Source organism: Amycolatopsis iheyensis (assembly GCF_024703995.1).
GTDB classification, from domain to species: domain Bacteria; phylum Actinomycetota; class Actinomycetes; order Mycobacteriales; family Pseudonocardiaceae; genus Amycolatopsis; species Amycolatopsis iheyensis.
Window position 1 is genome coordinate 88,233 of sequence record NZ_JAMXQV010000016.1, and the last position, 15,276, is coordinate 103,508.

Below are 15,276 nucleotides of genomic sequence, written 5' to 3' on the forward strand. Positions count from 1 at the left end.
TCACCCGCTTGAGCAACGAAACCCCGCGCTCACCGAGGAACCCGGCGCGCGCCCAAGCCAGACGGCCGCACCCCGCCCGGGCCGGGCAGGCAGTCCGCCCCGGCCTCCTCAGCACCGCGCCCGGCATCCAGTCCGCCAGGCGGCTCCGGCATCCCCCGCCGGGGAACCCGGCGCCACGAAGTCCGTTCAACGGCCCAAGCGCTCGCCAGCCCCGGCCGAGCCGAAAGCCCTCGACCACGCGCACCCAGCCCCCGTCACTGCTCCCGAGCGAGATAAGCCTCCAGCGTCGCCAGCCGATGGGCCCTCGCGAACTCCTCCACCTCCGCCGCCGAAGCCCCACCCTCGATCAGCCCGAGCAACCGCTCGTGTTCCTCCACCGAGGCCGGCGCGCGCCCCGGCACCGAGGAAAACGTGCTGTCCCGGACCGCGGCCAACCGGGTCCAGCAGCGCTGCACCAAGTCCACGAGGTTCGGGTTCGGGCAGGCGCTGAACAGCACCTCGTGGAACTCGGCGTTCAGCGCGGTGAACGCCAGCGGGTCGAACTCGGCCAGGCTCCGGCGCATCCGCTCGTTCAGCTCGCGGGCCCGCGCCAAGTCCGAAGGCGTGAGCAGCGGCGCCGCCAGGCCGGTCGCCGCGCCCTCGACGATCGCCACCGTCTGCATCGCGTGCCGGTAGGCCGTGGGGTCGATCGCCACCACCCGCGCGCCGACGTTGCGCTCGAACTGGATCAGCTCCTCGGCCTCCAGCCGGCGCAGGGCCTCGCGCACCGGCACCGCGCTGACGTCCAGTTCGCGGCCGATCTGGTCCAGCACCAGCCGGTACCCGGGCCTGTAGCGGCCGTCCAGGATCCTGGCCTTGATCGTCTCGTAGGCCAGCTGAGACTTCGTGACCGGTCTTCCCGAGGACGCGCTGATCATGTAGGAAACCATATATGGTCCCGCCCACGGACGACGCCCAGGAGGCCGTGCCAGTGCCGCAGCCGCTACCGATCCCCCGCCCACCGCGGCCGACCTGATCGTCGACGGGCTGCGGGCGTCGACACCGTCTTCGGCCTGCCCGGCGTGCAGACCTACGACCTGTTCGACAGCCTCGCCCGCGCGGGCGACGAAGTGGGCGGAGACCGACGTCGTCATGCGCATGGAGCTGTCCTGGTTCCGCTGGCCCGCAGCAGGCGACCCGGCTCGAAGCCGACGTCGCGATCGCCGCCGACGCCACCGCGGAGTTCGCCGAGCTGAAGGCGATCGTGGCGCAGCGATTTGTCGACGTGGGACCGGAACCGGAGTACCTGCGGGCGATCCGCGACGTGTTGCCCCGCAACGACTTCTTCGTCGTCACCTGCGGCCACCAGGGCACGCCCGGCTTCGGCTACCCGACGGCGCTCGGCGTGCAGGCGGCTTTCCCCGGCCGTCCGGTGGTTTCGGTCGCCGGCGACGGTGGCTTCATGTTCGCGGCGCAGGAGCTGGCCACCGCTGTCCAATACGGACTGAACCTGGTCGCGGTCGTGTTCGACAACGGCTACGTCCACCTCGACCAGGAGCGGCTGTTCGAGGGGCCGCGCGCTCGGCGGGCGGCTGGGCAACCCGGACTTCGCCCGGCTGGCCGAGACGTTCGGCGCGCTCGGCAAGGCGTTCGCCGCGGGCCGGCCGGCGCTGGTGCACGTGCCGTGCGAGCTGGGCGTCCGATCGCAGCTAGCCGACCACCCGTTCCAGCACCCCGAAGACGCGTTCGACGTCGGCCGCGGTGGTCCGCCAGTTGCTGAAGGCGGCGCGCAGCGCGGGGCGGCCGTCGTACCAGGTCGGGGTCAGGAACGTGGTGCCGTCCTCGGCGATGGCCTGCACGAGGGCGTCGACGTCACCCCCGGCGGCGGGGGCGAAGCAGACGACGTTGAGCCGCACCGGTGCGAGCAGCCGCCAGTGCGGTGACGCGTCGATCCGCGTGCCGAGGTCCCGGGCCAGCGCGACGCAGCGTTCGACGATCTCGCGGTGCCCGTCCCGGCCGTAGGCGACGAGGGAGAACCAGGCAGGGAGGGCGCGCAGCCGCCGGGAGTTCTCCGGCGTGAGGTGCAGGAAGTCCGGGGTGGCGCCGATCTCGCCGAGGTAGGCCGCGTTGTTGCTGAACACACGCAGCTGCAGGTCGCGGCGGCGGGTGAACTGGACGGCCGAGTCGTAGGGCACGTTGAGCCACTTGTGCAGGTCGACGACCACCGAGTCGGCCTGGTCGAGGCCCTCGACGAGGGCCGCGTACCCGGGCGACAGCGCGGCGAAGCCGCCGAACGCGGCGTCGACGTGCAGCCAGAAGTCGAACCGCTGCTTGAGCGCGGCGATCGCCCGCAGGTCGTCGAAGTCGACGGTGTTCACCGTGCCCGCGTTCGCGACGACGATGGCCGGGCCGTCGAGCGCTTCGAGGGCCTCGGCGAGCTTCGCGACGTCGACCGCTTCACGGCCCGGCAGCACCGGGACCGTTCGCAGGGCCGAGCGGCCCATCCCGAGAAAGGACAACGCTTTCAGGATGCTCGAATGCGGCGAACCAGACAGCACGGTGACGGGGCCGAGGGCGGCGTTCCCCTCGTCGGACACCCGCACGCCGGCGCGCTCGCCGAGCCATTCGCGGGCGATGGCGAGGCCGGTCACCGTGGACATCGTGGCGCCGGTGACGAACGCGCCGGAGTGGTCGGCGCCCAGGCCGAACAGCTCGGCCAGCCAGCCGACGGTCTCGCGTTCGAGGTCCTGCGCGGAGGAGTCCATGCCGCTGGCGGGGTTCTGGTCGTAGGTGGCGGTGAGCCAGTCGCCGGCCAGGGAGGCCGGGGTCGCGCCGCCGGTCACGAACCCGAGGTAGCGCGGGCCGGCGCTGCCCGCGAAACCGGGCTCCCAGCGCTGGGTGAACGCCTCGAGCGCGCCCCGCCCGCCGGCGCCTTCGAGCGGCAACGGCGCCGGGACGGCGGGGCCGGGCGGCACGGCGGCCGCCCGCTCTGACAACCCGGCGAGCGCCTCACCGGCGAGCTTGCGCGCGGCGTCGAGAAGTTCGGGCAGGGAGTTCAGGTCTTCGGCCAGCCTGGGATGCATCTCCCCGACGCTAGGCCCGCCGGCGACGGCTGTCGCGGTCCAATAACCCGAAACTGGCCCGCCACCCAACCCGTGTCGTCTCCCGAACCACACGTGATGCCCCGCCAATCACACGTGATGCCCCGCCAGACACAGCCGATGCCCCGCCAATCACGCCGACACACCGGCCTCCCCGAGCCCGACCGCGTGGGAACGCCGGCCAGCCGAAGCGTCGACCGGGTCCCGGCACCCGGTCGACCGCCCCGGCACTCAGCCGACCCTCCCGGCACGCGAACCGACCCTCCAGGCGCGCCGGCCGACCCTCCAGTGACCCGAACCGACCCTCCAGGCACCAGCCGCCCCTCCGCGCACACCAGCCGACCGTCCAGGCACACGAGCCATCGCCGAAGCCGGCAGCACAACCCACCCAGCCCCAGCGGTCAGCGGCGCCGCAGCCGGCGGACCCGGCCCTCCGCCGGATCGAACGTCACCCGGCGTAGCGGGCCCGTCAGCAGCAGCACCACCGCCATCGCCGACAGCGCCGCCAGCACCATCGCCGCCACGAACTGGGCTGCTCCCGATGTCGCCGTGCCGAGGATCAGGAATCCCGCCAGCACCACCGCCGTCGGGGCGAGCAACCCGCACAGCACCGGGCCCGGTGGGACGCGGTCACCGTCGGGGCGGCGGGCGGACACCACCGCCGCCCCGGCGCAGGTGACCGCCGCGACCAGGAGACAGCCGCCGACGGTGTCGCTCAGCCGGTGCCAGCCCAGGGCCACCGCCGCGGCCGAGACCCAGGCGACCCCGATCCCGCCCGCCACCAGTGCCTGGAGGCGGTAGCGGCGGGGCAGGACGATCGCGAGCGCCACCAGCACGGCCATCGCCGCGCTGACGTGCCCGCTCGGGAAGCTGTTGTGGCTCGCCACGCCGAACCGGTCGCCCGTGCTCGGGCGGTCCAGCACGTACAGCTTGAGCAGCTGCGCCACCACCAGGGGCGCTGCCAGCAGCAGCAACGCCGTCACGCCGAGGGCGATCCGGCGGCGTGCCGCGGCGATCACCACCAGCAGGACCGCCACCGCGCCCAGCACGACCACCAGGTCGGTCTCACGCAACGGCGCCGCCCAGTCCACCGCATTGCCCGCGGACTGGGCGCTGCGGACCACACCGTTCTCGACGCCGCGACCGGCTTCGGTGCGGACGAACAACAGGTAGGCCGCGACGAACGCGAAGGCGAACCCGGCCGCGCTCGCGGCGAGCACGGCGGTGCGGGACGTGGCCCGCGTCACCAGTGCGTGGCGGCCGGCCGGCGGGGTCGCGGGAGGTGCCTCGGAGAAGATCACTGCCATGTCCCCGAGTCTGGAGCCGGCATTTCGAGATCCCGTCAGCACGATGTCATGGTTTTGCTACAAGATCCCTCCGGGTCGCCACGACGTGCGCTTTTCCGAATAATGGCGCCGTGGCCGAAGTACTGGTGGTAGAGGACGACGCGGCGGTGCGGGAAGGACTGCAACTGGCCCTGCGCCGGCAGGGACACGTGGTGCACACCGCGGAATCGGGTGAGCGCGGCATCGAGGTGCTCGTCCACCACCGGCCCGATCTCGTCGTGCTCGACCTGATGCTGCCCGGTATGGACGGCTTCGAGACGTGCCGCCGGATCCGGGCGTCCGGGCCCGTGCCGATCATCATGCTCACCGCGCGCAGCGACGACTTCGACGTCGTGGCCGGGCTGGAAGCGGGTGCCGACGACTACGTCGCCAAGCCGGTCGAGCCGCGGGTGCTCGACGCGCGGATCCGGGCCGTGCTGCGGCGGGCCGTCGCCGACCGGCCCGGCGAGCAGCCCGAGCCCGTGGAACGGCACGGTGACCTGGTGATCGACCGGGCCGGGCTGGAGGTGACCAAGCGCGGCGTGCCCGTCTCGCTGACCCCGACCGAGCTGAAGCTGCTGCTCGAACTTTCGCGCACGCCCGGGCAGGTCTACAGCCGCCAGCAGATCCTCGCCGCCGTCTGGGACCACGACTACCTCGGCGACTCGCGGCTGGTCGACGCCTGCGTGCAGCGGCTGCGCTCGAAGATCGAGGACGTGCCGGCGAAGCCGGAGCACGTGCAGACCGTCCGGGGGTTCGGCTACCGGTTCGGCCGGTCGTGACCTCGAGGATCCGCCTGTGGCTGGCCGGGCTGCGGCCCCGGCTGGTCGCCGCCTTCGCGCTGATCATGATCTTCGGCGCGACCGCGGCCTCCGGCGCGAGCTACGTCTCCGCGCGCAACGGCATCCTCGGGGGCGTCCAGAACGAGACGATGAACAAGCTGCGCGCCCAGATCGTCGCGTACCTCCCCACCGTGACGCTGCCGCCCTCCCAGCGCACGCTCGACGCCTTCGCGACCGCGCTCAAGCCGACCGACGCGCTCGTCGTCTACCACGACCTGCAGTCGTCGACGGGCATGACGGTGGACGACGTGCCCGCCGAACTGCGCCAAGCCGTTTCCGTGAGCACGAACACCCAGTTCCAGCGGGTCGACCTGCACGGCTTCCCGATGTTCTTCGTCGGCATCCCGGTGCAGGCCGGCGACCAGCCCACCGGCCTCGTGGTCTACGCGGCGGCGACGCTGGGTGATCAGCAGGCCGCGATCGACGACCTGGCCCGCCAGGCCTGGCTGTACTCCGCGCTCGCCCTCCCGTTCGCGGTGGCGGTGGCGTTGCTGGCCGCCCGGCAGGTGCTGCGGCCGGTGCGCGCGCTCAACACCGCGGCGAGCCAGCTCGGCCGCGGCCGGCTCGATGTGCGGCTGCGGGTCAAGGGCTCCGACGAGCTCGCGCAGCTGGTCACGACGTTCAACAACACCGCGGCCGAGCTGGAGCGCACGGTCGGCACGCTGCGGGCGATGGAGGCCGACGCGCGGCGGTTCGTCGCCGACGTCTCGCACGAGCTGCGCACGCCGCTGGCGGCGATGAACGCGGTCACCGACGTCCTCGACGAGGACGCCGGCCAGCTGCCGCCGGACACCGCCGTCGCGGCTCGGCTGGTGTCGGCCGAGACGCGGCGGCTGACCCGGCTGGTGCAGGACCTGATCGAGATCTCGCGGTTCGACGCCGGCCGCGCCGAGCTGCGCCGGGAGAACCTCGACGTCGCCGCGGCGGTCACCGACAGCCTGACCGCGCGCGGCTGGGCACCCGGTGAAGACGTGGTCGCCGACCTGCCGGCCGGGATCACCGCCGCGCTCGACCGGCGGCGGGTGGACCTCGTCGTGGCGAACCTCGTCGGCAACGCGCTGCGACACGGCGCGCCCCCGGTCGAGGTGGTCCTGCGGGCGGTGCGCGGTGAGGTCGTGCTGACCGTCACCGACCACGGGCCGGGCATTCCCGAGGAGATGCTGTCGCGCGTCTTCGACCGCTTCGCCAAGGCCGACACGGCCCGGGCGCGCTCCGAGGGCAGCGGGCTCGGCCTGTCCATCGCCCGCGAGAACGCGCGGCTGCACGGCGGCGACATCGTCGCGGTCAACACCGGCACGGGCGCCCGGTTCGAGCTGCGCCTGCCCCGGGAGGCGTGGTGAAGAAGCTCCTCGTCCTCGCCGTGCTGCTGCTGGTGAGCGCGTGCGGCATCAAGCCGACCGGGGTGGTGCCCGCCGGGCCGGCGCCGACGCTGCGGAACACGGCGAGCAGCGGGCGCGGCTCCGACCTGGTCCTGTACTTCGTCCTCGACGGGCGGGCGGCGCCGGTGTCCCGGCCCAGCCGCGGCACCGTCGACGTCGGCACCGCGCTGGCGACGCTGCTGGGCGGCCCGACGTCGACCGAGCAGTCCGAGGGGTATCAGACCATGCTCCCGCCGGAGGCCGGGCCGATCGGCCTGAGCCCCGGCGCGCAAACGGTGATCAGCTTCGCTTTCCCGCTGCGCGAGCTCAGCTCGACCGCGATCAACCAGCTGATCTGCACCGCGTCCGCGGCGCTGGCCGCGAACGGGACCTACGCGGTCGACGGTGGCATCACGCTGACCGGGACGGACACCAAGCTGCCGCCCCAGACCTGCCAGGCCTACTGATCGTCCACTGTGGACGGCACGGTGGCCGAGGCGACGAAGATCGGGACGGCCAGGAAGAACCGTCCCGCCGCGGCGCGGGCCGACTGCTCGGCCAGCCACCCGTCGACCTGCCCTCCCGTCGCGACGCCGGCCGTCCGGGCCGCGGCGGCGAGGCCGTCGAGCAGGGGCAGCAGGCTGCCGTCGGTGTCGACCAGCGTCCTGACCTCGACGGCGATCTCCGCGAACCCCGCGTCCACCAGCAGCGTCCGGTACTGGCGGGCCACCCGCGGGCCGGCGATCGCGTCGGCGCGGGCGTGCACGATCGCCCGCGTCAGGGCCGGGCGGTCCGAATCGAGCACCAGGGTGTCCCAGTCCTGCCCGCACAGCACGACGCGGCCACCCGGCGCCAGCACGCGCCGGGCCTCCGCGACCGCCGCCGCCGGGTCGGCGAGCTCGTGCAGCACCTTGTCGGCGCGGTAGCCGCGGAACTCGCCGTCGGGGAACGGGAGGCGCAGCACGTCGGCTTCGACGAACTCCGGCGCCGGGGCGAGTTCCCGCGCGATCGCCAGCATCGACGGATCGCGGTCGGCCCCGACCGCCCGGACACCGCGGGCGCACAGCTCGGCGACCGCCCGGCCGCCGCCGCAGCCGACGTCCAGCGCGCGGTCGCCGGGACCGCACCGCAACAGCTCGTAGGTCGCCTCGCGCAGCTCGGTCGCGCCGGGCAGGGCGTCGGCCCGCGCGAGGCGCGCCGCCAGCGGGGTTCCGGTCATGCCCGCCATCGTGCGCCTTCGAGCCGGCTCGAAGTCAAGCCGCGGCTCAGCCGGGGTAGGGGCGGACCGCCCGCGCTTCGGCCAGCGACCGGGCCCACCAGCCCAGCTGGCCGAGCATCGCCTTCGCCGCGACGGCCGCGCCGTCGTCCTTCGGCGAGCCGTCGGCGCCGAAGCGGGTGTGGGCACCGTGGAAGCTGACCGTCTCGCGGATGGTGACCGCGTGCAGCTCGGCGAACACCGCCCGCAGGTGCTCGACCGCGCGCAGGCCACCGGAAATGCCGCCGTAGGAGACGAAAGCGACCGGCTTGGCCACCCATTCGGCGCGGTGCCAGTCGATCGCGTTCTTGAGCGAAGCCGGATAGCTGTGGTTGTACTCCGGGGTGACCACGACGAACGCGTCGGCGGCTTCGAGCCGCGGCGTCACCTTCGCGACTTCGGCGACGACGGTGGCCGGCGGCGGCGTGCCGAAGGCCGGCATCACCAGCGGCAGGTCGGGTTCGGCGAGGTCGACGACGTCGACGTCGAACCCGCCGTGCTCGCGTGCGAACCCGGTCAGCCAGTCCGCGACCACCGGGCCGAACCGTCCTTCCCGGACACTTCCCACGATCACGGCCACCCGGACGGGAGCTTCGGACACGTTTCCTCCTTGCCACAGCGGCGTTGTTGCCGTCCGGGCCAGGATGAGACCTCAAGTTCGCTTGAAGTCAAGCGCGCGGCTGTGGTTGGCTGGGGACCATGGTGAACGCCACGGCCAGGACGCTGCCCGACCTCACGGTCGGCGAACTCTCCCGGCGCAGCGGAGTGCCCGCGTCGGCCCTGCGGTTCTACGAGGACGAGGGCCTGATCCGCAGCCGCCGCACAGCGGGCAACCAGCGCCGCTACTGCCGCGACGCGCTGCGGCGGGTGACCTTCATCCGGATGTCCCAGCGGGTCGGCATGCCGCTGTCGAAGATCCGGGAAGTGCTCGCCCTGCTACCCGACGACCGCACCCCCACCCGCGCCGACTGGGCCCGGATCTCCAGGTGCTGGCAGGAGGACCTGAACGCGCGGATCCGGCAGATGGAACAGCTGCGTGACGAGCTGACCGGCTGCATCGGCTGCGGCTGCATGTCACTGGCCAAGTGCCGGCTCGCGAACCCCGGTGACCGGCTGGGCGCCGAAGGCCCGGGCCCGCGGCGCCTGCCCGATCACCGGGGCGAGGGCTACGAAGACTGACGGCGGTCCAGCACCCCGCGGACGAACATCGCCTGGCCGGCGTGCTGGCTGTCGTCGTCGAGGACGCTGACCAGCCGCACGCCCAGCGTGACCGGCGGGTCCCAGGCGTCGTCGACGACCCGGTCGAGGGCCTGGCCGTCGAGACCGCCGAGGAACTTGACCGTCTGCTCGTGGACCGCGTCGTAGTAGCCCGTGAGCAGCTCCGGGCGGTCGACGCGGAGCGCCTCGACGTCGGCCGGGCGGTGGCCGTAGCCGGTGTCGGCCGCCGGGAACGGCAGGCCGAAGCGCGACAGCCAGTCCTGCCCGGTCCACACCTGCTCGGTCCCGGCCACGTCGGCGACGTGGTCGTCCTGGACCCGGGTCAGGTGCCACACCAGCCAGGCGATCGAGTTGGCTTCGTCGTCCAGCCGGGTCCGGAGCTGCTCGGCGGTGAGACCGGTCACCGCCGCGTGCACGTTCTCCTGGACCCGGCTGAACCCGTCGACGAGCAGATCGGCCACGTTCATCGGCTGCCTCCCGGTGCTGACACGTTCTCAGCGTGCTACCCGATCATGCCCGCCCGCAAACGGCGCCGGTCAGCGCGGCAGCAGCTGGTCGAAGAACGACCGGTACCGGCGCAGCGCGATCCGCAGCTCCTCGGTGGCCGGCTCGCCCTGCTGCCACTGGTTTTCCAGCTCGCTCTTGTGCTCGGCGAACGTGGTGGCCAAGGCGCTGATCACGCCGGCGACGAGCTCGTCGGCCTGCTGGACGGCCTGCTTCGGGTCGTCGACGAAGCCGGTCTGGACGTTCTGCCAGCGGTCGCGGAAGCCGGTGACCTTCTCCTCGTCGATCAGCGCCGGGGTCTCGACGTCGCCGCCCGATTGCGCGGGCGTCGTGTCGGCGCGGGAGTCCTCGCCGGCGGGCTTGGCCGAGGCCGAAGCCAGGTCGGCCGTGCTCAGGTTCTGGTCGCCGCCGAAGTCGCCGTCCCAGCCCTCGGCGGTGTCCGGTTCGCGGAAGTCCGCGTGGTCCTGGCCGGGCACGGTGCCCGGCTCACGGGCGTCGGCGCGCCCGGTCAGGTCGTCGTCGTGTTCGCTGTCGTGCCGGGTCAGGTGCTCGGTCATGGTCAACGTCCTCCGTTCCACTCGGTCCGCGGCTGCGCGGACGCCTGGTGCTCGTGCTGGGCGGTGTCGTCGTCACGGCGGTCGGCGTGGTCGTGCCCGTTCCGCCGGTCGTGGTGGTCACGATCATGGTGGTCGCGGTGCTCGTCGTCGGCGCCGTCGGTCAGCAGGTCCTCGAAGACGGTCCGGTAGCGCACCATCGCGTCGCGCAGGTCCTCAGTGGACGCTCCGTCCCGCTTCTGCTGCGTGGTGTGCGCGGCGCGGTAGTGCTCCAGGGTCTTGGCGTGGCGCACGGAAAGGTCGGCCACCTGCTGCTCGTAGCCCTCGGTCGGGTAGCCGCGTTCGGCCATCAGCGCGACCAGCAACCGGTCCGCTTCGGACACCGCGGTGGCCGGGTGGTCGACGAACTTTTCCTGCACGCCGGCCCATTCCGTGGCGTAGCGTTCGCGCGCCGACGCGGAGAGCGGGCGGATGTCGAGCTCCTTGTGCCGGCGCTCGCGCTCGGCCAGTTCCCGTTGCGCGGCACGGGGATTGTCACTCTCTTCGACCGTGCGGTCGTACTCCGGACCGAAGCGCTGCTGCAGCCGTTTTCGCTGCATCTCTTGTGAAACCAGCCAGATCACGGCGCCGAGCACCGCGATGGCCACGACGACGATCACGACGATCAGCCATGTGGGCATCTCAAAAACTCCTTCACGGATCTCGCCCCCGATGGGTGCCGTGTGCCCGGTTACCCGGTGCCGAAAACCGTTGTCGCGCACGATTGGGCCGACCGGCCGCGTCGATGCGGCCGGATGCCCGGGTGTAACGACGATAACAGTGGATGACTAGCGTCGTTACCAGCGAAGTGCTATCGTCGATAACAGAACGACGGAAGCGGCGATACCACCGCCGCCCGGAACGGAAGAAGGATCCGATGAGCACCAGCACCCAGTCCCGCGTCGCGATCGTCACCGGCGGCTCCCGCGGCATCGGCCGCCAGGTCGCCGAGTGCCTGGCCGCCGACGGCATGGCGGTCGTCGTCAACTACGCCGGCAACGAGAAGGAGGCCCAGGCCGCGGTCGACGCCATCACCGAACGCGGGGGCCGCGCGGTCGCCGTGCGCGCCGACGTGGCCGACCCGGCCGCGGTCGCGGAGCTGTTCGACACCGCGGAGCGCACGTACGGCGGCGTGGACGTCGTCGCGCACCTGGCCGGCGTGATGAACCCGCCGACGCCGATCGCGGACACCGACTTCGAAGTCCTCGACCGCGTGCACCGCACCAACATCCGCGGCACGTTCGCGGTGGCCCAGCAGGCCGCGAAGCGGGTGCGCGACGGCGGCGCGGTGATCACCACCTCGACGTCGGTGCTCGGGCTGAACCTGCCCGGCTACGGCATCTACAACGCCACCAAGGGCGCGGTCGAGGCGATCACCATGATCCTGGCGCGCGAGCTGCGCGGGCGCGACATCACCGTGAACACCGTGGCCCCCGGCCCGACCGCGACCGCGTTGTTCCTCGACGGCAAGGACGAGGAGACGATCGACCGGATGGCCAAGCAGCCGCCGCTCGAGCGGCTCGGCCGGCCCGAGGACATCGCCGAGGTCGTCGCGTTCCTCGCCGGCCCGGCGCGCTGGGTCAACGGCCAGGTGCTGCGCGCCAACGGCGGAATCGTCTGAGGGGGAAGCCATGATCATCGTCGTCACCGGCGCCTCCAGCGGGATCGGCGCCCTCTCCGCCCGGGCACTGGCGCGCGCCGGGCACACCGTCCACGCGGGCATGCGCGACACCGCCGGCCGCAACGCGCCGCAGGTCGAAGCCGCCGCCGTGTACGCCCGCGAACACGGCGTCGACCTGCGGTCGGTCGAGCTGGACGTCTCCAGCCAGGAGTCCGCCGACGCCGCGATCGCCACGATCGTCGCCGAGCACGGGCGGCTGGACACCGTGGTGCACAACGCCGGGCACATGGTGCTCGGCCCGGCCGAGGCGTTCACCCCCGAGCAGCTCGCGCAGCTGTACGACACGAACGTGATCGGGGCGCAGCGGGTCAACCGGGCCGCCCTGCCGCACCTGCGTGCGCAGCGCGACGGCCTGCTGGTGTGGGTGTCGAGCAGCAGCGTCCGCGGTGGCACCCCGCCCTACCTGGCGCCGTACTTCGCGGCGAAGGCGGCGATGGACAGCCTCGCCGTCTCCTACGCCGCCGAGCTGGCCCGGTTCGGCATCGACACCACGATCGTGGTGCCCGGCGCGTTCACCTCGGGCACCAACCACTTCCCGAACTCCGGGCACCCGGCCGACGAGGCCGTCGCGAAGGCCTACGAAGAGCGGTACGCGGGCCTGACCGACCAGGTCGCGGCGAAGCTGGCCGAGATCACCCCGGCCGACGCCGATGTCGCCGTCGTCGCCGAAGAGCTGGCGCGCGTGGTCGACCTGCCGAAGGGGAAGCGGCCGTTCCGGGTGCACATCGACCCGTCCGACGACGGCGGGTGGCTCGTCGCGGAGGTCGGCGACCGGATCCGGCGGGAGTTCCTGCGGCGGATCGACCTCGCCGACCTGCTCAGCCCGTCGTCCGCGTGAACCGGGTGACGATCAGGTGGTCCTTCGCCGGGCCGCGGACTGCCCACTCCTGCCGCCAGCGCCGCGCGTCGAGCACCTGGTAGCTGCCGCGGTACAGGTCGTCGCGGCAGGGGTGGTCGGTGGCCCAGTGCCCGGCGCGCAGGTCGAGCTCGTGGAAGAAGCCGCCGTGGTCGAAGTGGACGTCGGCCCGGCCGGGGGCGGTGGGCCGGTAGTGCAGGGTGCGCGTGACCGGGCCGCGGTAGGTGCCGAGGCGCATCTCGCCGGCTTCGCGGTAGACGAGTTCGCCGTCTTCTTCGGTGAAGCTCGCGGTGCCGGTCACCTCCCCCGCCGCCTCGCCGTCGGCGGTGAGGATTTCGCGATCCAGCCGCCACGCACCGGCGAAATGCGCGGCGAGATCGGGAACCGGCCAGTACTCCACGCGTCCAGTGTGCCACCCCGCGGCGGGCCGGGCCGGAACTGTCGGACCCCCGCTCTATAGTCGGCCGGGTGGCAGAGACCGAGCTCACGACCGTGTCCGACGCGCTGGAGACCCTCCGGCGCGTGTTCGGCTACGACAGTTTCCGCGGCGAGCAAGCGGCGATCGTCGAGCACGTGATCGCGGGTGGCGACGCGCTCGTGCTGATGCCCACCGGCGGCGGGAAGTCGTTGTGCTACCAGATTCCCGCGCTGGTGCGCCCGGGTGTCGGGGTCGTGGTGTCGCCGCTGATCGCGTTGATGCAGGACCAGGTCGACGCGCTGCGCAACGCCGGCGTCCGCGCCGGGTTCCTCAACTCCACGCAGGACTACGCGGCGCGCCAGGAAGTCGAGACGGCGTTCCTGGCCGGCGAGCTCGACCTGCTCTACCTGGCGCCGGAACGGCTTTCGGTCGAATCCACCGTGCGGCTGCTCGACCGCGGCAAGATCGCGTTGTTCGCGATCGACGAAGCGCACTGCGTCGCCCAGTGGGGCCACGACTTCCGGCCCGACTACCTCCAGCTGTCCGCGTTGCACGAGCGCTGGCCGGAGGTGCCGCGGATCGCGTTGACCGCCACGGCGACCGAGGCCACGCACAAGGAGATCTCGGCCCGGCTTCAGCTCGACGACGCGCGGCACTTCGTCGCGAGCTTCGACCGGCCGAACATCCAGTACCGGATCGTCGGCAAGAACTCACCGCAGCGGCAGCTGCTGGAGCTGCTGCGCACCGAGCACAAGGGCGACGCGGGGATCGTCTACTGCCTGTCCCGGAACTCGGTCGAGAAGACGGCGGAGTTCCTGGTGCAGAACGGGATTCCGGCGGTGCCCTACCACGCGGGGCTCGACGCGCGCACCCGCGCGAAGCACCAGTCGCGGTTCCTGCGCGAAGACGGGCTGATCGTGGTCGCGACGATCGCGTTCGGCATGGGCATCGACAAACCGGACGTCCGGTTCGTCGCGCACCTCGACCTGCCGAAGTCGGTCGAGGGCTACTACCAGGAGACCGGCCGCGCGGGGCGGGATGGCCAGCCGTCGACCGCCTGGCTCGCGTACGGGCTGCAGGACGTGGTGCAGCAGCGGAAGATGATCGACACGTCCGAGGGGGACGACGCGCACCGGCGGCGGCTGGGCGCGCACCTGAACGCGATGCTGGCGCTGTGCGAGACGGTGGAGTGCCGGCGCGTGCAGATCCTCAACTACTTCGGGCAGAAGGCCGAGCCGTGCGGCAACTGCGACACGTGCCTGAGCCCGCCGGAGAAATGGGACGGCACGATCCCGGCGCAGAAGCTGCTGTCGACGGTGGTCCGGCTGCGCAACGAGCGGCGGCAGAAGTTCGGCGCGGGCCAGATCACGGACATCCTGCTCGGCAAGTCGACCCCGAAGGTGACGCAGTTCCAGCACGACACGCTCAAGACGTTCGGCATCGGCACCGAGCTGCGCGAGCCGGAGTGGCGAGCGGTGGTCCGCCAGCTGCTGGCGCAGGGCTTGCTGGCGGTCGAGGGCGACTACGGTTCCCTGGTCCTGACGGAGGCCAGCGCGGAGGTGCTGGGCGGAGACCGCCAGGTGATGCTGCGCCGAGAGCCGGAGCGAGCAGCGGCGGCGAAGGCCCGCAGCACGAAGCGGACGACGGTGGCGGCGGAGATGCCCGCGGAGGCGGCCCCGCTGTTCGAGCGCCTGCGGGCTTGGCGCGCGGGGGTGGCGAAGGAGCAGGGGGTGCCGGCGTACGTGGTCTTCCACGACGCGACGTTGCGCCAGATCGCGACCCAGCGGCCGGCATCGCTGGCCGAGCTGGGGACGGTGAGCGGGGTGGGCGAGAACAAGCTCGCCAAGTACGGCGAGGGTGTGCTGGAGGCGCTGGCCGCGGAGTAGCGGGGGCGGGGCCGGTCGAGGCGGGCGGTCCAGGGCAGATCCGGGCCGGCCGAGGCGAGCGGTCCGGGGCAGGCAGATCCCGGCGCGGCCAAGCCGGGCCGGGCCGGGCAGCCGAAGCGAGCACTCCGGGCGGCGCGCCGCGACCGGAGGCCGGGGCCCGCTGGCCCCGGCGCGGCCAAGCCGGCCCGAGGCAGGTCGGCCGAGGCGAGCGGTCCAGGCGGGTGCGACGTGGGCCAACGGATGGCCCGCCACCGCCAAGC

The 15,276-nt window shown here is 72.7% G+C and carries 17 protein-coding genes; 8 read left to right on the forward strand and 9 right to left on the reverse strand.

Features of this window, described 5'->3' with window-relative positions:
• Window positions 1–254: 254 nt before the first annotated feature.
• Window positions 255–929, reverse strand: a complete 675-nt coding sequence (locus M8542_RS28350) for a GntR family transcriptional regulator (protein WP_257923312.1) — start codon at window positions 927–929, stop codon at window positions 255–257.
• A 455-nt stretch (window positions 930–1,384) separates the two neighbouring features.
• On the opposite strand from M8542_RS28350, the gene M8542_RS28355 reads away from it, so the two are divergent.
• Window positions 1,385–1,759, forward strand: coding sequence for a thiamine pyrophosphate-dependent enzyme (locus M8542_RS28355; RefSeq protein ID WP_372508629.1), 375 nt, complete (start codon window positions 1,385–1,387; stop codon window positions 1,757–1,759).
• On the opposite strand, the gene M8542_RS28360 is transcribed toward M8542_RS28355, so the two are convergent.
• Both M8542_RS28360 and M8542_RS28365 read right to left on the reverse strand, forming a co-directional pair.
• Window positions 1,689–3,062, reverse strand: coding sequence for a pyridoxal phosphate-dependent decarboxylase family protein (locus M8542_RS28360; protein WP_257923313.1), 1,374 nt, complete (start codon window positions 3,060–3,062; stop codon window positions 1,689–1,691). The genes M8542_RS28355 and M8542_RS28360 overlap by 71 nt on opposite strands.
• Window positions 3,063–3,481: 419 nt before the next feature.
• Window positions 3,482–4,387, reverse strand: coding sequence for a phosphatase PAP2 family protein (locus M8542_RS28365; RefSeq protein ID WP_276587189.1), 906 nt, complete (start codon window positions 4,385–4,387; stop codon window positions 3,482–3,484).
• A gap of 110 nt (window positions 4,388–4,497) precedes the next feature.
• On the opposite strand from M8542_RS28365, the gene M8542_RS28370 reads away from it, so the two are divergent.
• The 3 genes from M8542_RS28370 to M8542_RS28380 all read left to right on the forward strand — a co-directional run bounded on the left by M8542_RS28370 (window position 4,498) and on the right by M8542_RS28380 (window position 7,072).
• The gene (locus tag M8542_RS28370) at window positions 4,498–5,187 is read left to right on the forward strand and encodes a response regulator (protein WP_257923314.1); all 690 of its coding nucleotides are present in this window, start codon (window positions 4,498–4,500) and stop codon (window positions 5,185–5,187) included.
• A gap of 65 nt (window positions 5,188–5,252) precedes the next feature.
• Entirely contained in the window at window positions 5,253–6,587 is a 1,335-nt protein-coding gene (locus M8542_RS28375; protein WP_276587216.1) for an ATP-binding protein, read from the forward strand.
• Complete coding sequence (locus M8542_RS28380) at window positions 6,584–7,072, forward strand: hypothetical protein (RefSeq protein WP_257923315.1); 489 nt, start codon at window positions 6,584–6,586, stop codon at window positions 7,070–7,072. The genes M8542_RS28375 and M8542_RS28380 overlap by 4 nt, the downstream gene beginning before the upstream one ends.
• On the opposite strand, the gene M8542_RS28385 is transcribed toward M8542_RS28380, so the two are convergent.
• Both M8542_RS28385 and M8542_RS28390 read right to left on the reverse strand, forming a co-directional pair.
• Window positions 7,066–7,824 (reverse strand): methyltransferase domain-containing protein, encoded by a 759-nt coding sequence (locus tag M8542_RS28385; RefSeq protein WP_257923316.1) that lies wholly within the window; start codon window positions 7,822–7,824, stop codon window positions 7,066–7,068. The two genes, M8542_RS28380 and M8542_RS28385, sit on opposite strands and share 7 nt — an antisense overlap.
• Before the next feature lie 46 nt (window positions 7,825–7,870).
• Window positions 7,871–8,461: an NADPH-dependent FMN reductase gene (locus M8542_RS28390; RefSeq protein WP_257923317.1), complete on the reverse strand. Its 591-nt coding sequence runs from the start codon at window positions 8,459–8,461 to the stop codon at window positions 7,871–7,873.
• 98 nt (window positions 8,462–8,559) lie between these two features.
• On the opposite strand from M8542_RS28390, the gene soxR reads away from it, so the two are divergent.
• Window positions 8,560–9,039, forward strand: coding sequence for a redox-sensitive transcriptional activator SoxR (soxR, locus tag M8542_RS28395; protein WP_257923318.1), 480 nt, complete (start codon window positions 8,560–8,562; stop codon window positions 9,037–9,039).
• On the opposite strand, the gene M8542_RS28400 is transcribed toward soxR, so the two are convergent.
• The 3 genes from M8542_RS28400 to M8542_RS28410 form a co-directional block, all read right to left on the reverse strand.
• Window positions 9,027–9,545: a mycothiol transferase gene (locus M8542_RS28400; protein ID WP_257923319.1), complete on the reverse strand. Its 519-nt coding sequence runs from the start codon at window positions 9,543–9,545 to the stop codon at window positions 9,027–9,029. The genes soxR and M8542_RS28400 overlap by 13 nt on opposite strands.
• A gap of 69 nt (window positions 9,546–9,614) precedes the next feature.
• Window positions 9,615–10,139, reverse strand: a complete 525-nt coding sequence (locus tag M8542_RS28405) for a hypothetical protein (RefSeq protein WP_257923320.1) — start codon at window positions 10,137–10,139, stop codon at window positions 9,615–9,617.
• 2 nt (window positions 10,140–10,141) lie between these two features.
• Window positions 10,142–10,816, reverse strand: a complete 675-nt coding sequence (locus M8542_RS28410; protein ID WP_257923321.1) for a hypothetical protein — start codon at window positions 10,814–10,816, stop codon at window positions 10,142–10,144.
• 236 nt (window positions 10,817–11,052) lie between these two features.
• On the opposite strand from M8542_RS28410, the gene M8542_RS28415 reads away from it, so the two are divergent.
• Together M8542_RS28415 and M8542_RS28420 are read left to right on the forward strand one after the other, a co-directional pair.
• A complete protein-coding gene (locus tag M8542_RS28415) occupies window positions 11,053–11,796 on the forward strand; it encodes an SDR family oxidoreductase (RefSeq protein WP_257923322.1) in 744 nt (247 codons plus the stop codon).
• Window positions 11,797–11,806: 10 nt separating this feature from the next.
• Window positions 11,807–12,694: an SDR family oxidoreductase gene (locus M8542_RS28420; protein ID WP_257923323.1), complete on the forward strand. Its 888-nt coding sequence runs from the start codon at window positions 11,807–11,809 to the stop codon at window positions 12,692–12,694.
• On the opposite strand, the gene M8542_RS28425 is transcribed toward M8542_RS28420, so the two are convergent.
• Window positions 12,675–13,112: a DUF6314 family protein gene (locus tag M8542_RS28425; RefSeq protein ID WP_257923324.1), complete on the reverse strand. Its 438-nt coding sequence runs from the start codon at window positions 13,110–13,112 to the stop codon at window positions 12,675–12,677. The two genes, M8542_RS28420 and M8542_RS28425, sit on opposite strands and share 20 nt — an antisense overlap.
• Before the next feature lie 68 nt (window positions 13,113–13,180).
• On the opposite strand from M8542_RS28425, the gene recQ reads away from it, so the two are divergent.
• Entirely contained in the window at window positions 13,181–15,016 is a 1,836-nt protein-coding gene (recQ, locus tag M8542_RS28430) for a DNA helicase RecQ (RefSeq protein ID WP_257923325.1), read from the forward strand.
• The last annotated feature ends 260 nt before the right edge of the window (window positions 15,017–15,276 follow it).